15 protein-coding genes and 1 riboswitch are annotated in these 16,924 nt (G+C 46.0%); of the genes, 12 read left to right on the forward strand and 3 right to left on the reverse strand.

Going from position 1 to position 16,924, the window contains the following annotated elements; translation table 11 throughout:
• Positions 1-127 precede the first annotated feature (127 nt).
• Complete coding sequence (locus tag MKY54_RS08005) at positions 128-2,959, forward strand: glycoside hydrolase family 3 C-terminal domain-containing protein (protein ID WP_339190134.1); 2,832 nt, start codon at positions 128-130, stop codon at positions 2,957-2,959.
• Between the two features lie 135 nt (positions 2,960-3,094).
• On the opposite strand, the gene MKY54_RS08010 is transcribed toward MKY54_RS08005, so the two are convergent.
• Together MKY54_RS08010 and MKY54_RS08015 are read right to left on the reverse strand one after the other, a co-directional pair.
• On the reverse strand, positions 3,095-3,439 hold the full coding sequence (locus MKY54_RS08010; RefSeq protein ID WP_339190135.1) for a hypothetical protein: 345 nt from the start codon (positions 3,437-3,439) through the stop codon (positions 3,095-3,097).
• A gap of 28 nt (positions 3,440-3,467) precedes the next feature.
• On the reverse strand, positions 3,468-4,406 hold the full coding sequence (locus tag MKY54_RS08015; RefSeq protein ID WP_339190137.1) for an MBL fold metallo-hydrolase: 939 nt from the start codon (positions 4,404-4,406) through the stop codon (positions 3,468-3,470).
• Between the two features lie 148 nt (positions 4,407-4,554).
• A riboswitch (guanidine-I (ykkC/yxkD leader) is annotated at positions 4,555-4,662 on the forward strand.
• Between the two features lie 84 nt (positions 4,663-4,746).
• Here MKY54_RS08015 and MKY54_RS08020 point away from each other — a divergent pair.
• From MKY54_RS08020 to MKY54_RS08030, 3 genes are all read left to right on the forward strand, one after another.
• On the forward strand, positions 4,747-5,109 hold the full coding sequence (locus MKY54_RS08020; protein ID WP_036675723.1) for a multidrug efflux SMR transporter: 363 nt from the start codon (positions 4,747-4,749) through the stop codon (positions 5,107-5,109).
• Entirely contained in the window at positions 5,110-5,424 is a 315-nt protein-coding gene (locus MKY54_RS08025; protein WP_076125196.1) for a multidrug efflux SMR transporter, read from the forward strand. It abuts the gene before it with no gap.
• 135 nt (positions 5,425-5,559) lie between these two features.
• Complete coding sequence (locus tag MKY54_RS08030; protein WP_076307070.1) at positions 5,560-6,459, forward strand: aldo/keto reductase; 900 nt, start codon at positions 5,560-5,562, stop codon at positions 6,457-6,459.
• A gap of 588 nt (positions 6,460-7,047) precedes the next feature.
• Here the strand turns inward: MKY54_RS08030 and MKY54_RS08035 are convergent.
• Positions 7,048-8,121, reverse strand: a complete 1,074-nt coding sequence (locus MKY54_RS08035) for a M42 family metallopeptidase (protein ID WP_076185305.1) — start codon at positions 8,119-8,121, stop codon at positions 7,048-7,050.
• Between the two features lie 563 nt (positions 8,122-8,684).
• Here MKY54_RS08035 and spoVAC point away from each other — a divergent pair.
• The 8 genes from spoVAC (at position 8,685) to yqeH (ending at position 16,908) form a co-directional block, all read left to right on the forward strand.
• Entirely contained in the window at positions 8,685-9,188 is a 504-nt protein-coding gene (spoVAC, locus tag MKY54_RS08040) for a stage V sporulation protein AC (protein WP_076125192.1), read from the forward strand.
• Positions 9,185-10,216: a stage V sporulation protein AD gene (spoVAD, locus tag MKY54_RS08045; RefSeq protein ID WP_076185304.1), complete on the forward strand. Its 1,032-nt coding sequence runs from the start codon at positions 9,185-9,187 to the stop codon at positions 10,214-10,216. Before spoVAC ends, spoVAD begins: the two co-directional genes overlap by 4 nt.
• A 2-nt stretch (positions 10,217-10,218) precedes the next feature.
• Entirely contained in the window at positions 10,219-10,569 is a 351-nt protein-coding gene (gene spoVAE, locus MKY54_RS08050; RefSeq protein ID WP_036675923.1) for a stage V sporulation protein AE, read from the forward strand.
• Between the two features lie 155 nt (positions 10,570-10,724).
• On the forward strand, positions 10,725-11,681 hold the full coding sequence (locus MKY54_RS08055) for a MoxR family ATPase (protein ID WP_076125188.1): 957 nt from the start codon (positions 10,725-10,727) through the stop codon (positions 11,679-11,681).
• 1 nt (position 11,682) lies between these two features.
• Positions 11,683-12,927, forward strand: coding sequence for a DUF58 domain-containing protein (locus MKY54_RS08060; protein ID WP_076301931.1), 1,245 nt, complete (start codon positions 11,683-11,685; stop codon positions 12,925-12,927).
• Between the two features lies 1 nt (position 12,928).
• Positions 12,929-15,169, forward strand: a complete 2,241-nt coding sequence (locus MKY54_RS08065) for a transglutaminase domain-containing protein (RefSeq protein WP_339190139.1) — start codon at positions 12,929-12,931, stop codon at positions 15,167-15,169.
• A gap of 87 nt (positions 15,170-15,256) precedes the next feature.
• Complete coding sequence (locus tag MKY54_RS08070; protein WP_036675921.1) at positions 15,257-15,778, forward strand: YqeG family HAD IIIA-type phosphatase; 522 nt, start codon at positions 15,257-15,259, stop codon at positions 15,776-15,778.
• A gap of 2 nt (positions 15,779-15,780) precedes the next feature.
• Positions 15,781-16,908: a ribosome biogenesis GTPase YqeH gene (gene yqeH / locus MKY54_RS08075; protein WP_076125182.1), complete on the forward strand. Its 1,128-nt coding sequence runs from the start codon at positions 15,781-15,783 to the stop codon at positions 16,906-16,908.
• Positions 16,909-16,924 lie beyond the last annotated feature (16 nt).

The following is a 16,924-nucleotide window of genomic DNA, read 5'->3' on the forward strand; positions in this document are numbered from 1 at the left end:
GTTAAGGTGTTGCGGAGGAGGGGAATCTTCTATGATTAGATGGATAGGACGTATGGGTGTTTTTTCGAAGGAATGTCCTCGGGAATGAATGAAACCGCTATCAACAAGAGACGAAGGAGCGATTTTGATGGGAACAGATATAGCTAAATATCCATTTCAACAGATTGATTTACCTTTAAATGAGCGAGTGCAGGATCTGATCTCCAGACTAACACTTGATGAAAAAGTAAGCCTGATGCCTCAGTATCAAGCTGCCATAGAGCGTTTGGGTGTTGGGGCCTACAAGCATGGTACGGAAGCGGCGCACGGGATTTCTTGGCTTGGAAAAGCGACTTCTTTTCCTCAGCCGAGCGGACTGGCTTGTACTTGGAATCCAGAGCTGCTGAAGGAGATTGGTTCGGCCATCGGAGATGAAGCTAGAGCCTTTTACAAAAAGAATCCAACGGTTAACGGTCTGACGTTATGGGCGCCAACGGTGGATATGGAACGTGACCCGCGTTGGGGAAGAACCGAGGAAGCTTACGGCGAAGATCCAGAGTTGACCGGACGCCTCAGCACATCACTTGTGCAGGGAATCCAAGGTGATCACCCGGTCTATTTGAAAGCGGTAGCAACGCTGAAGCATTTCCTCGGCAACAATAATGAGATTGAACGCGGGAACTGCTCCGCGAGCATCGATCCGAGAAATATGCGGGAGTATTATCTGGAAGCGTTTAAGCCTGCTTTTCAAGAAGGTGGCGCACAGTCCATGATGACCGCTTATAACTCGGTGAATGGCGTGCCTGTTATTCTTCATCCGGCAGTAATGGATGTGGTTAAAGGCGAATGGGAAATGGATGGCTTTATCGTAAGCGATGCCGGCGATCTTTTTGGGATTGTGAAGGATCACAAGTATTATGAATCTTTTGCACAATCGATGGCTGAATCTATCAAAAATGGAATTGACAGCGTAACAGAAGAAACCGCAGAGACAATCAAGGTTCTTCACGAAGCACTAGACCAAGGCCTCTTAGCAGAGGAAGATTTGGATCGTGCGCTTGCCAACACTTTCAGAGTTCGTTTCCGTCTGGGAGAGTTCGATCCGGCTGAAGGGAACCCATACGCAGCAATCGACGATTCCGTAATACTTAGCAAAAAACATACCGCACTCTCCTTGGAAGCTGCGAAACAATCTATAGTATTGTTGAAGAATGACCAAGGCACATTGCCATTGAACAAAAGCAGTCTGAGCAAATTGGCGATTATTGGTCCGCTTGGTGATGAAGCCTTTAGAGACTGGTATTCTGGCACTTTACCTTATGGAGTGACTCCGCTGCAGGGGGTTAGCAAAAAGCTGCCTGGTAAACACGTTACTTTTGAGAGTGGCGCAGATCAGATCATTCTTACTTCAGCCGCAAACGGCCAAGCCATTGGAATCACAGGGGAGGACGGAAGACTGGCTGTACAACATGACATAGCAGAGCACGGAGAATTGTTCCATCATACAGCTTGGGGCTGGACTAGCAATACTCTGAAGGCGACAAGTCGCGGTCAGTATGTAACTTTAAGCGAAGCAGAGACTCTCACAGCATCTGCTGATGAAATTTACGGCTGGTTTGTAAAAGAATCGATTAACATCGTTCCGGAAGGCGAAGATACGGTATCTTTGCGGACCTGGAATGATAAAATGATCTCGGTGAATCCGGAAAATGGAACGCTGCAAGTGGCAGATCAGGATGCCAATGCGCAAGCAGGTCTTTTTAAAAAGAACATCGTAACTAACGGCATAGAGGCTGCAGTAGAAGCTGCCAAGGCTGCTGAAATCGCTGTGGTTTTTGTGGGCAACCATCCACTCCTTAACGGAAAAGAAGAAATCGACAGACCGGATATTGTGCTTCCAGAGGAGCAAGAGCGATTGGTTAAAGCTGTCTATGAAGCGAACCCGAATACGGTAGTGGTCATTGTCGGCAGTTACCCGATAACTTCCACTTGGATTGACGAGAACATTCCGGCTGTATTGTATACCTCCCATAGTGGACAAGAGCTGGGCAATGCGGTGGCAGAAGTTCTTTTCGGCGATTACAGTCCTTCCGGCAAGCTGAACATGACTTGGTTTCGTTCTGTAGAACAGCTGCCTGAGCTGATGGATTATGATATTATCAAAGGCAAAAGAACATATATGTACTTTGACGGAGAGCCACTGTATGCGTTTGGACACGGCTTAAGTTATGCCCAAATTTCCTACAGCAACCTAAGCCTAAGCGCTAAGGAGCTGCAAGCGAATGAGACGCTGAAAATTTCTGTTCAAGTAGAGAATACAGGCGTTGTTGATGGGGACGAAGTGGTGCAGCTATATGTGCAAGCTCTGAATTCCCGGGTCAAACGTCCGATTAAACAGTTGAAGGGTTTTGAAAAAGTAAACCTAACCGCAGGTCAATCGCAAACCCTAGAGTTTACGTTACCGGTTGCCGAGCTGGCATTCTGGGATGTTACCCGTGAGCAATATTGCGTGGAAAATGGAGAGTACATGGTTCTGATCGGCCGTTCATCTGCTGATATCCAATTATCCGCTCAACTATTAGTTCAAGGGGACGTTATTCCGTCGCGTAATCTGTATATCAATACCAAAGCAGAGAATTACGATGACTACGAAGGCGTATATCTGGACGAGTGCAAAGCAGGCGGTGCCTCCATACATCCGGTAAAAGATGGCGCTTGGATCGCTTTTAAAGATGTATTGTTCGAGCAAGGGGCAGGAGCTTTTGAAGCCTTGGTATCCTCTGCAAAAGGTGGCACCCTTGAGATCAGAACGGGCAGCCCAGCAGGGAAGCTGGTTGGATCTGTGACTGTAACGTCGGGTGGCGTGTTGCAGCAGTGGAACACACTTACTGGTGAAGTGTCCGTGGAATCTGAAACTACCGATGTTTATCTCATCTTTAATGGTGAGGTACTGCTTAACCGTTTTCAATTTAATCAATAAGATAAGCTAGAACGCTCCGTGCCGAAAAGTTATTAAGCCAAACTCAAGCTAAAATTCTCAGTATCATAAATGAGCATTAAAAAAAGGGCATTCCTGAAGGATCAGGAATGTCCTTTTCTTTTCGTTTCTTTTCATCTAATCACAACCGCCCCCGCCAGCATCTCCACCACCGAAGTCTCCACCGCCACTATGTCCGCCGTCTCCACCCCAGCTATGCCCCCCGCTGTCAGGTCCAGAATGGTGATGCGAGTGATCTCCGTAGTGATTATGGTGGTGGTTAGAATGATTAGAGTGGTTAGAGTGGTTAGAGTGGTTTGGATCCAGCAGATCCGGATGACTGGCAGCCATAAAAGACATGTTGGCGGCATCATTTTGCCTATTTCTATCAAAGGTACTTTTGTTTGAGCTCGAGCCATTACGTATTACGGCTTGTATAATAATAAATACAGCAACACCTACAAATAGTATCCCAAAAACCATAACGAGCCGCTCCTTTCAACTCCAAAAATTAGTTACTAGCTGCTTTCGTCAAAAACTCAAGATTTCTGTAAAAAATACTCCCATAATTCCAGCCCAGATAAGGCTCGGGAATTTCTATATGGTTCACATTCACATTCATGTCTTCGTGTATCAATGATTCGCTAATATGGATTATATCATTTATATACCGTTTTATTTGCTGTAGATAATGTTTTTGAGTAACGGGCCCATGACCGGGAACAATTATGTTCACATCTAAGCGCTCGACATAAGTAAGTGCCTCCAACCAGGATAACGGATTACCGTCTACTAATAATGGATGATTATCAACTGCGACAATATCTCCAACAAAAGCTAAAGAATCGGATGGAGAAAATAGAATAGAATCGCATTCCGTATGGGCAGTACCCACCGATAGGAGTTCAACGGTCCTTGCCGAGCCATGTATAGTCATTTTGCGGTCATAAGTTAGTTGGGGAAGGGTTACTTCAAGCGTTAGTATAGACTCTTTGATTTCTTGTAAATAACCTATTTGCGAAAGGAGCTCTCGTTGTTTGGAATCGTTCAGTTCGAGCTCGAGAGATGTATTAAGCTTCGTAAGATCTTCTTCAAGATTAGGAAGCAGTTTCTTCATTCGGGCAAGCCAGTCTGGTTGAGTTTTTATCATGAGCTCTCTAGTTCTACTGGAGGATATGATTACTTCATCCGAGAAGAATTGGTTCCCTCTAACGTGGTCTCCATGCCAATGGCTGTTGACGATGTATTTGATAGGTTTATTAAAATAATACAGAGCGGCATCCCTAAGATCTTTGCCAGCTTGTGGAGTGTTGAATGTATCAAAGATTAATGTGTAATCACCCATATCTATCAAACCGGCATTACTCATGGCTCCGCCTTGCTCCTTCGCTTCAAGGCAATAAATGCCTTCCACTAGAGGGACGCAGTTAAAATGTCTGGAAAGAAACATGAATTACCCTCTTTTCCTAGATAATCGAATGAAATTTATATCTATTTTATAATTTTATGGAATTTTATACTATGATTTAATTACGCTCGGAATAGAAAAGGTTGCTTTTATACGCCCGATTTGCTACCATACGATGTAACTTAATCATTTATTTGTTTTCTAGGGTTCCGCAGCGGGTGCACAGCTGGTCTGGTCCGAGGGAAAACGCACGAACATTAAGTTTGTGTCTACACGGAGGGATAAAAGCCCGGGAGGTATCGCCATTTGGCGATGACCTTCCGGGCTTATTTGTTTGTCCGTGGGCAATCATAAGTTATGGAGAATTGAAGGAGGGCTTGAAATGAAAAAGAATTCAGAGTGGCTGAAGGTAGTTGGCGCTGCGATTTTCGAAGTCATGTGGGTCATAGGTTTAAAGCATGCTTCAAGCGTATGGGAGTGGCTGATTACAGTTGTAGCCATAATCATAAGTTTCTATGTCATTATTTCAGCAAGCAGTAAATTACCGGTGGGTACCGTATATTCTGTATTTGTTGGGCTGGGGACGGCAGGAACAGTCATTGCGGACATGGTTTTATTCGGTGAACCCTTCAAGCTAATGAAGCTGGTACTGGTGGTTATTTTGCTGGCAGGAGTTATAGGTCTGAAAATGGTAACTAACGAAACCAAAGATATCAAAGAAACTGAAATAAAGGGGGAGTCTTAAATGGCATGGGCATTTTTGGTTGTTGCAGGATTGTTTGAAATGTTCGGAGTGGCTATGATCAACAGGTTGAATAAATACCGGAATCTGCAGTCGTTTTTGCTGCTCTTCCTTGGTTTTGGAGGAAGTTTTCTTTTTCTATCATTTGCAATGAAAAGTTTGCCTATGGGCACAGCTTATGCGGTATGGACGGGGATCGGTGCATCCGGTGGAGCAATTTTGGGGATGCTTTTATATGGGGAGGCCAAAGACTGGCGGCGGGTTATCTGTATTTTTATGATACTGGGAGCCGCAGTGGGGCTGAAGTTGATAGCGTAGTTAGCAATCAATTTGTTGCTTTTTCTCTCCTAAAGGAAAGATAAGTTATAAATTAGACACGATTCAGATGTTTCGAAAGGGTCATAAAGGTCGTATAAAGTAAGTATACAATTTATCGGTAAGGAGATTTTTACAATGACTAAGGATTCAATCGAGCATTTGGCTGAAATTGTGAAAGTGAACCGAGCTAACCGCATGCTGCTTCCAGACGGTACCTCTGTGCCTAGAATAGGACAGGGAACTTGGAATATGGGTGATGATGCTTCCCGTAGAGAGGAAGAAATTGCTGCTCTTAGATTAGGCGTGGAATTAGGCATGGATTTGATAGATACGGCGGAGATGTATGGGGAAGGAAACTCAGAGCTTTTAGTAGGTGATGCTATTAAAGGTATTCGGGATGACGTTTTCCTGGTATCCAAAGTATACCCACATAATGCCGGCAACGAGAATCTTATTCGCAGCTGTGAAGAAAGCTTGCAACGACTGAATACGGATCATCTGGATCTCTATTTACTGCACTGGCGGGGAGATATTCCGCTTGAAGTGACTGTGGAAGGCATGGAGAAACTGGTCTCTCAAGGTAAAATAGCAAGATGGGGTGTATCGAACCTCGATGTTGACGATATGAAAGAGTTGCTTAGTATAGCTGGGGGAACTCACTGTGCTATGAATCAGGTGCTGTATCATTTAGGGTCGAGAGGCATCGAAGCTGAATTGCTGCCATGGCAGAAAAGTCACCGCATGCCCGTAATGGCGTACTCTCCGCTTGCACAAGCAGGCGCGCTCCGCAAAGGGGTTATCGAGAGTGAGGCAGTTCAGGAAATTGCCCGTATTCATAACGCAACCCCACTACAAATTATGTTAGCTTGGACGATTCGCGAGGAGGAGATCATTACGATTCCGAAAGCTTCTTCACGTGAGCATGTAATTGAGAATGCTGCTGCAGGTTTAATTACGCTGAGTGAAGAAGAAAGATGGAAGCTGGATGAGGCTTTCCCGATACCTTCGTGGAAAGTGCCACTGGATATGAGTTGATATAGCTGTCTGAGAGTGGCTAAAGAGCTCGCCGTTGAGGCGGGCTTTTTTTATATGAAAAGAGATAGGGGGAGTCTCTATAGGACACAGATGATCTTAAACGCAGAATTATGCCACTTTTGGAGGAATATCGGACACCATAGTCGCTATTAGCATAAATGACACCGATTATGAGCCCATTTCTCTGGAATAGTGTCACTGAGGTCCGCAACTTTACTCAAAAGGCTCTAAATTAGCAAATAGCGTCATCTGAGTCCGGAAGCAACGTTGGGAGCGTAAGCAATAAACAATGTGTCGCCGTAAGCAAGCAACTTGAGAGCGTAAGCAATAAACCACGTGTCGCCGTAAGCAAGCAACTTGGGGAGCGTAAACAATAAACAACGTGGGTTCGTAAGCATCATGGGTCCGTCGTAGTACCAATGGCGGGATCAGCGGGCAATGGGGTTCATAAGCACAATTGGTTTTTAGAAGTAATATCGGGGTTTGTAAACACCACTGGGGCGCAAGTGACACAGGTCCGTAAGCCCCGACCCAAAAAAAGAGCAGCAATCCTTCAAAAAGGATCGCTGCTCTTTTAAAAATAAGAACTTAGCTGTTCTCAATAATCGTTTGCAGTGTAGTGCGGTCGAGGCCTTCTACCAGTTTAACTAACAGCTCTTTAGCAGCTTCGTAGTCATCGCTATGAATAACTGATGAAGCAGTATGAATGTAGCGGGAGCATATTCCGATGACTGCGGAAGGAACGCCGATGCCACTTACATGAACCTGACCTGCATCTGTTCCACCTTGGGAGACAAAATACTGGTATTTGATCTTGTGAGTATCCGCTGTGTCTTGTACATATTCGATTAAGCCGCGATGTGTAACCATCGTAGGATCATAAATGCGCAGGAGAGCGCCTTTTCCCAAATGGCCAAAGGCTTGGCTATCCCCGGTCATATCGGCAGCAGCGCTCGCATCCAAGCCGAAGAAAATGTCTGGGGACAGAAGATTAGCGGCTGTACGTGCTCCACGAAGTCCGACTTCCTCTTGTACAGTAGCACCAGCATAAACAGTATTAGGCAGCTTTTTGCCGTGTAATGACTTAACCAGCTCAATGGCGAGACCTACACCGTAACGGTTATCCCACGCTTTAGCCATGATTTTTTTAGGGTTGGCAAGCGGGGTGAACGGACAGATCGGCAGTATTTGTTGACCTGGTCTGACGCCAAAGCTTTCCGCTTCTTCACGGCTGTCTGCACCGATATCAATATACATTTTGCTAATTTCGCCCGTCTTGCCGCGTTCTTCTGCGCTTAGTAGGTGGATAGGCGTGCTGCCAACAACACCGGTCAATGTGCCTTTTGGTGTAATGATTTGGAGACGCTGGGAAGCAACAGCAGAAGCAAGCCATCCGCCTAGCGGTTGAAAACGAATCATCCCGGTGTTAGTAATTCCGGTGACCATAAAGCCCACTTCGTCAAAATGTCCAGCGACCATAATTTTTGGCCCGTTTTCCTCACCGCGCAATACGCCGAACAGACTTCCGAGACGATCCTGCACGAACTCTTCGGTATAAGGTGTCATAGCATCCTTGACGTAAGCGCGGAGTTCGCGCTCAAAGCCCGGGGCTGCAGGGAATTCGGTAAGTGTTTTGAATAGATCCAATGTTTCTTGATTCATTTGAAATCACTCCTTTATTAAAATATAAGGACGTATAAGCTTTGCGTTATACATCATCCTTATAGTTCTACGAGAAACGGTTGCGATCCAAAATGGACGACAACGTTATTTCTTCCTGCCACTTAGTATGAACATTGTGAGCTCACTTGTCCATGCTAAAGAGACAAATGAACACCCGGTGAACGCTCCGCGAATACAATGCAATAGGGGCTCTGGTGGCAGGAGCTTTAGAAAGGATGCGAAGGAAATGAGGGTAGCAGGTAGTGTACCCAAAAGAAGGGTGCAGGGAGGATACTCCAAAAGAAACCTAAAGGTTAGCGGAGCGCGCAGACGTTACTGGCGCCACAACTCTCTGGAAAAGGAAGCAGTGCTTATTCTTGTGCTGTTCTTGCTGCTGATAGTTGTGTTACTGTATTTTTCCTGAATTGGAGGGACATAACGAAGCGGGGTATGGCAAACAATAAGGAAAACTTCTAAGCGAAGAAACAACTTGAGGGGCTCAAAGTGAGTACTACTATGAAGCTTGTCAGCCCCCTTCGCCTAACTTTCAGGAGGTGCCCTCAATGCCGGCGAAAACGAAAAAATCGGGTGTCAAGCTGAAGCTTGATACCCTGACCCCGCAAGATTACGAGAAATTGTCCAAGCCCTTTGTACCCGCTAGGCCCGTATTCAAAAACTGTGTGCGAGCATTTCTTGCTGGCGGCCTAATCTGTGTAATTGGACAAGGGATTCAGGAGGCTTATATGGCAATATTCGATATGACCTCCAAAGAAGCCGCAAGTCCAACTGTAGCGACGATGATTCTACTTTCTGTAATCCTGACCAGCTTTGGCGTGTATGACAAACTGGCGCAATGGGCCGGTGCAGGAACTGCGGTTCCGGTTACTGGTTTTGCAAACAGTATGTGCTCAGCAGCTCTTGAACATCGTGCGGAAGGACTTGTGCTCGGTGTGGGCGGCAATATGTTCAAGCTGGCGGGTTCAGTCATCGTATTTGGTGCCGTTGCTGCTTTCATAATTGGTATCGTCTATCTCTTTTTAGGCGTTGGCGGAGGTGCACATACATGAAACAGCTTGGCAGTCAGACTTGGGAGTTCACGAGCCGTCCCGTTATTTTAGGCTCTTCCGCTGTAGTGGGTCCTGAAGAGGGAGAGGGTCCATTAACGTCAGATTTTGATTTTATATTTGATTCCTTGGAAATGGGTGAAAAAACATGGGAAAAGGCTGAGCGGGCTCTTTTCGAAAAAGCCTCCCTACTGGCACTGATTAATGCAAACCTGGATAAGGAGAAGCTGGAGTTTTTTGTTGGCGGAGATTTGATGAACCAGATTATCAGCAGCTCCTTCGCGGCAAGAAAATTAGGTGTGCCTTATCTTGGAGTTTTCGGTGCTTGCTCCACTTCCATGGAGAGCCTTGCAATTGCCTCTATGATCGTAGATTCCGGAGGCAGCAAATACGTGCTCGCGGGAACATCCAGCCATAACTGTACGGTGGAGAAGCAATTTCGTTATCCTACCGAATACGGTTCACAGAAGCCGCCAACGGCGCAATATACGGTCACAGGCTCGGGCTGTGCTGTAGTAGGACAGAATGATGGGACTGGCAACAATCCGGTAGTGGTCTCGGCTACCCTTGGTCGAATAATGGATCTCGGTTTGACAGATCCTTTTAATATGGGAACAGCGATGGCACCGGCTGCGGCGGATACGATCACTGCGCATTTTCGGGATACCGGACTATCCCCCGGGCATTATGACTTAATTGTTACAGGTGATCTTGCATCTGTAGGCTTGCCCATTGCGAAAACCTTATTAGCTAAAGAAGGGATTCCAATGGAGCAAACAACCTTTGATGATTGTGGTTTGCTTATCTACAATTTGGAGAAACAGAAGTATGTGATCGCCGGAGGAAGTGGTTGCGGGTGTTCCGCGGTAGTGACTTATGGTCATATACTCAAGCGTATTAAAAAAGGTGAACTAAAACGGGTGCTGATTGTGGCAACTGGAGCCTTATTATCCCCATTGTCATACCAGCAGGGAGAGAGCATTCCGTGTGTGGCTCATGCTGTTGCTATAGAAAGTGGAGGTGGAGTTTAATGATGATTTACTTATGGGCTTTTCTGATCGGAGGAGCCATTTGCGTTATAGGCCAGCTGATGTTTGATGTATTGAAGCTGACACCTGCACATACGATGAGTACATTAGTTGTAGCTGGAGCGATTGCTGATGCTTTTGGCATCTATGATCCACTTGTGAAATTTGCGGGTGCGGGCGCAACCATTCCAATCACAAGCTTCGGTAACTCTTTGGTCCATGGAGCATTGACAGAGCTGGAAAGGGATGGCTGGATCGGTGTAGTTACAGGGATTTTTGATATCACGAGCGCAGGGATTTCGTCAGCGATTGTGTTCTCTTTCCTGGCTGCATTGGTTGTTCGGCCTAAAGGATAATGGGATTTTAGCGCTTTAGATTAGAACCTGCGGGACATTTTGTCCTGCGGGTTTTTGGTTTGTTTACACTTCGTAAGCTTCAACAATGTACTTTGGGTCCCCTAATCATGTAAAATATAAATATTACTGCTTATTCTGACCTAGGAGGATCATATATGCCCGTTCGTCAAGAATCAATGCACATCATGAATGCTGTCCGTAATAATCTAGAATCCTGCATACTTGGAAAATCATTTGAAATACAATTGCTGCTAACAGCGCTGCTTGCCGGTGGTCATGTTCTGATCGAGGATGTACCGGGAACAGGAAAGACCCAGCTTATTCGCGCACTTTCCAGATCAATGTCCGGAGAGTATCGCCGGATACAATGTAATCCGGATATTCTTCCGAGTGATATTACCGGTGTATCTGTGTATCATCCGAGAGACGAGATGTTTCATTTCCGCCCAGGTCCAGTGATGACGAATATCCTGCTGGCCGATGAAATTAACCGAGCCACCACAAAGACACAATCCGCCCTTCTGGAAGTGATGGAGGAACGAAATGTAACCGTAGATGGGGAGACCTATCCGCTGCCGCATCCATTTATGTTGTGCGCCACCCAGAATCCGATAGATTTTGAGGGAACCTACACGCTGCCGGAAGCTCAGTTGGATCGGTTTATGCTAAGAATTAGTCTTGGTTATCCTGATGCAGCAACCGAAAAAAATCTATTGCTGAGCCATCAAGAAGGTCAACCAGTGGACAGGCTTACGGCTGTCACTAGTATGGAGCAGATCGCTAGTATTCAGGAGGAAATTCGTGAGATTTATATGAGTGATCCTGTACTGAATTACTTGTTAGATATTGTGCGCCAGACAAGAGAGCATCCGCTTGTATTGCTCGGTGCAAGTCCACGAGCTTCGTTATCGTTTATGCTGGCTTGTAAAGCTTATGCTTTCTTACAGGGAAGAGATTATGTGCTTCCAGATGACGTAAAGGTGCTTACTCCATTTGCCTTGGGTCATCGTATATTGCTGCGTCCAGAGTCGCGCCTAGATAATGTTAGCGTAGATTCACTGCTTCAAAAGCTTCTGCAGAGCATTCAAGTGCCTGTTACGATGAGGCAATAATATGAGACGTTATTTGTCTACGGTGGCAGCTCGCATTCAGCCTACTAAGTTCGCCAGCATCCTTGTAATTTGGAGTATTACGCTCTTATATGTACTATTTCAGGGCGGTAAAACTGCATTTATGTTGTTTATTATGGTCTCTGTACTTATTGCATATCTGATTGCTGGAGGTTTGGGAGGCGTTCGGCGGGCTAAGGGTGTTCGCAGTTTTTATGCCGAACAGGATAAGGGAGATTTGCTCTCTGCCGGTGGGTATCTTCGTGTAGGTCTGAAGGTCACAATCCCGGGGATTTTGCCTTTACCTTATGTAGTTGTTAGGGAAGTTCTGAAACGGCATAATGGCGAATCCTGGGTATTTGAGGAAAGCCTGATTCCCAGCCTCAGAGGACTTGGGGAACTGCGGTTTCAGACACCAGTTCTCGAACGGGGCACTTATACATTTTCAGATACGGATATCATCAGCCAAGATATTTTTGGCCTTGTTGAGCATAAAGGTACTTTTCTGGCTGAAGGCCAGTTTCAGGTGTTGCCTCGTGCAATCTATGTTCCGCGGTGGCAGTTATATGAAAGAAAATCCCGTCTTTCTGGGCCACAGACCTCTGTTGTTCAATCACGACGTGAGACTACCCAAATTAACGGTGTACGCGACTACGTATATGGCGACCGCCTAACACGCATTCATTGGAATGCAACGGCAAAGACAGGCTCGTGGAAGTCCAAAGAGTTCGAGCATGAGTCGATTCCCAAGACCATTCTAGTTCTGGACGGCTCTGCTTCTGCTTATACGAATTCGAATCAATTTGAACTCGCAGTCTCCGTCGCAGCCTCACTACTTGGATTCGGCATTCGAGAGCGAATTGGGATCGGTCTTTGCTGCTTGGATAAGACCACGAAGGTATTTGCACCTGTTGAAGGTGCTGCTGAGCGTCAGAAAATGATTCAATATTTGATCGATCTTAACGCCGAAGGGCATGGTCCACTCATTTCCCGTTTGGAAAAAGGTTACCGTATGTTCCCTAAAGGCTCATACTTCGTGCTAATTAGTCCTCAACGTGGTCAGCCTGTACTGGATGCACTACGTTGGGCTGACAGCAGAGGGATGACTCCGTCGCACATTCATATAGGGAATTTATCAGAAACGAATAGCAGCACAGATTGGACAGACGTTCTAAGATCACGGGGGATTACAGGCTACAGCATTAGCTCACTGCAAGAGCTTCCCATAGTATTAGGAGGGGAAGTCTGATATGAGAAACTGGTGGAATCAGATGAAATTCTCCTGGCACCGTTCTTTAGGTCTATTGTGGCTTTTGATTATAGCCCACCAGTGGGTCTCTTATACGGAGCCTATCTGGTTAAGACAGACAACTGCTGTTGTGTGGGCTGCATTAATAACGATCACCGTGATTGAAATCATAATTCCTGTAAAAGTTCAGATAAGGCTCTTTATTGAAGCGGCAGCTATTATTTATATCGTTTATCGGATACTTATCAATTATGGTTTATACGTTGCTGATCCTTGGGCAACAACCCTCCCGGACAGACTGCAGGATATTGCAGTTCATATGGTGCCCTATATCTGGTTTGCCCTCGGAGCCTCAGCCCTGCTGCTGTTGTCGTCTTGGTGGGCATCCTCAAAAAGACGTATTTTATGGTTTATAGGAATGAACATAGTGGCCTTGGCTGCCTTGGATTCCTTTACATCTATTGTTTTGTGGCAGGAAGTAGCCTGGACGGTATTTGCGGGGATGGGCTGGCTGGTCAGCCAGCATCTGAGAAGCTTCCAGCTTCAATATCCGCGTGGTTGGGTGCATCTGCTGAAATATCCCACGAAAATAGTCATTAATATTGCCATCGTCTTCTCTTTGGTCATCCTAATTGGAGTGAATATGCCTGGGGTAAGGCCTACCCTAACCGATCCTTATACCGCTTGGCAAGAATGGAATGGGATTGGGAAGTCTTCTGGGAAGGGCACAGTTGGGACCACGAAATCTGAGATGGGTTCTGTCTCCCCTACTAACAATACTTCGTCAGGCTACAGTCTGAATGATGATCAACTAGGTGGCGGCTTTACCTTCGATTATACACCGGTGATGACAGTGGTTTCTGATTTGCGTATTTATATGCGGGGAGAAACGCGCAGATTATATTCCGGAAGAGGTTGGGTCGATAGAGATCGGTTAAATCGGGGACCTCTAGAAGCGGTGGATGTAGGTGAAGCTTTAGAGAGCAGTGTGGGTTCTAAAGTAAATACACGAACACTGAAACAAACAGTAACCGTGCTTAATAATAATGAATTTCCCGTACTATTTGGCACTTATTCAGTATCTTCGGTGGATTCTTTAAATGGGGAAAAAGCTGGAGATGGACTCTCCTGGAGAAGCCGAGACAGCGAGCTGATCTGGGATGTGGATGGGAAGAAACTCGCTTATCCGTCTACTTTTGAGGTGACGTCTGAGGTTCCTGTAATTCCTGTTCAAGAATTGACAACAAAGACGTATGAGGAGCTATATAAAGGGAACGATTTGGAGAAAATGTTTCTTCAACTGCCTAACGATTTTCCTAAAAGAGTCAGAGAGCTGGCTGAGGAAATCACGGCTGAAGGAAAAACGCCGTATGAAAAAACAGCGCTTTTGCAACAATACTTACAACAAACCTTTCCATATACCAATAATCCAGATATATCACGTGTCACAAGCAACGATTTTGTAGAAGGGTTTTTGTTTGAGTTAAAGGAAGGTTACTGTGATTATTATTCTACGGCACTGGTTACTATGGCGCGCTCTCTGAACATCCCTGCACGATGGGTTAAGGGGTACGCACCTGGGGAACAGCCAGAAATCCCAATGAATCCGGCACAACAGCAATCCGGCACAGTGAATAATAACTATACAATTACCAATGCGGATTCCCACTCTTGGGCTGAGGTTTATTTTGGTGATTATGGTTGGATTCCAGTTGAAGCTACACCTGGATTTAATATTCCGCTTCTAACTCAGAGTGAGCAAACCCCTGAAGTCGAGCCAGAAGATCAAGAAGAGCAGGCAGAACCTACACCAGCGCCTGTGAATAATGCACAAGAAGATCAAGGGTTTCATGTAGGTCTATGGGTTGTTGTGGCAGCTGTAGTGGTTTTGCTGTCCTGGGCGATTTTTATAGTTTGGCATAGACGCTTTAAGCTTCGCTTCTTCATGCAGCAGCTGCGCAATGGCCGGCCTTTAACGCCAGATCAGAAAGTAGTGGTGGAAACTGAGCGTTGGGTAAGGTATTTGCATCGCAAGGGAATGCTAAAAGAAGAACACGAAACTTTACGTGAAGCCGTAGATCGCTGGAGTGGAGAACGGCCGGCAGTGGCTGATCATCTATACTCACTACTAACAATGTTCGAAAAGGCGAAATATAGCCCTGAGGTTATTGAAGACAAAGACTGGCAGAGCGTGTATACTGAAGCTTTGTGGGTGCGGAGAAAAATGAGATCCAAGAAATAACACTTTGCGTGAAAGTATAGCTACAGATTTATTTGCGATGCGCAAGGAGTATGTTATAGTTTTTTGTATGAAATCGAGGTGAACGTATTGTTTGAAATGTTAGTTCCCAAACTCCGGGTGAATACGGTATTCGATATTGCTCTGGACGAGCTGTATAGACAGGGATATCGCGGAATCATCACGGATCTGGATAACACACTGGTCGGTGCCAAAGCGCCTGTGGCTACTCCGGAGCTGTTGTTATGGTTCGAAAAGGTGAAGGAACTGGGCTTTAAGCTCATCATCGTATCTAACAATAACATGGAACGGGTGTCCCGCTTTGCAACACCGCTTAATATTGAATTTGTGCACCAGGCTCGTAAACCGAGTAATGCTCCTTTTCTCAAAGCGATGAAGCAGATGGAGCTGCCCCCTGAACAAACGATTGTGGTGGGAGACCAAATGCTTACTGATGTATACGGCGGCAATCGCCTTGGCCTGTATACTGTTTTGGTACTGCCAATCTCCGTCAAGGACGAGGGGTTCGGCACAAGGTTTAATCGCCGGGTAGAGCGGGTTGCTCTGACACGGCTTCGCAAAAAAGGATTGTGGCACGAGGAGGATAAATAGTAATGAACGAACAAAGCGAAACACAGCGTCCTGAGAAGTGCAGCGGTTGCGGCATCAAGCTTCAGACGGAGCATAAGGATCAACCAGGATACCTTCCGGAGGTTGCACTTGAACGGGACCCGGTGATTTGCCAACGCTGTTTCCGGATTAAAAATTATAATGAGGCTTCATCTGTTTCGGTGAATCAGGATGAATTTCTTCGCCTGCTGAGTGGAGTAGGAGAGAAGAATGCGCTTGTTATTCATATTGTCGATATCTTCGATTTCGAAGGCAGTCTGATTTCCGGCCTGCAGCGGTTTGTTGGTAATAACCCTGTTATTCTTGCAGTGAATAAATGTGACTTGCTGCCGAAGGTTACAAACTGGAACAAGTTGCGTAACTGGATGCAGCAGCGCTGTAAAGAGGAAGGCTTGCGGACGGCTGAAATCGTACTTTGCAGTGCGAAACGCAATCAAGGTTTTGACCGTTTGCTGGAAGCCGTAACGGAGTTGCGCGGTCAACGCGACGTATATGTAGTAGGTGCTACCAATGTGGGCAAATCCACACTTATTAATCGTCTGATTTCGGACTATAGCGATTTAGAGCAGGAGTTAACGACTTCACGTTACCCTGGCACAACACTCGATACGGTCAAAATTCCACTGGATGACGGCCACTACATTATAGATACTCCAGGGATTGTGTATCCTTGGCGTTATAGTGAATTAGTTGAGCGTCAGGATCTGGATGCAGTTATGCCTGCCAATCCTTTGAAGCCGACAGTCTATCAGTTGAACGAAGGACAGACTCTTTTCTTCGGTGGATTGGGACGTTTTGATTTCGTACAAGGCCCGCATCAATCCTTCACTTGCTTTATTAGTGGTACTTTAAAAATCCATCGCACGAAGCTGGAACGCGCAGATTCCCTCTATCAGGATCATCGCGGTGAAATGCTGTCTCCACCGGGAAGTGACCGGATGGACAAGCTGCCACCTTGGCAGCGGCATGAGTTCCGGATTAACCGGGGCAGCAGAGCCGATCTGTATATTTCGGGTCTGGGCTGGATTAAGGTTAATGGAACTGAAGGTGCAGTTGTGGCCATTCATGTTCCGCGTGGTGTGAAGGTGCTTACCCGCCCTTCGATGATTTAACGAGGGAGGATAATCT

The sequence above is a fragment of the Paenibacillus sp. FSL P2-0121 genome (genome assembly GCF_037975345.1).
Taxonomy (GTDB): domain Bacteria; phylum Bacillota; class Bacilli; order Paenibacillales; family Paenibacillaceae; genus Paenibacillus_AQ; species Paenibacillus_AQ odorifer.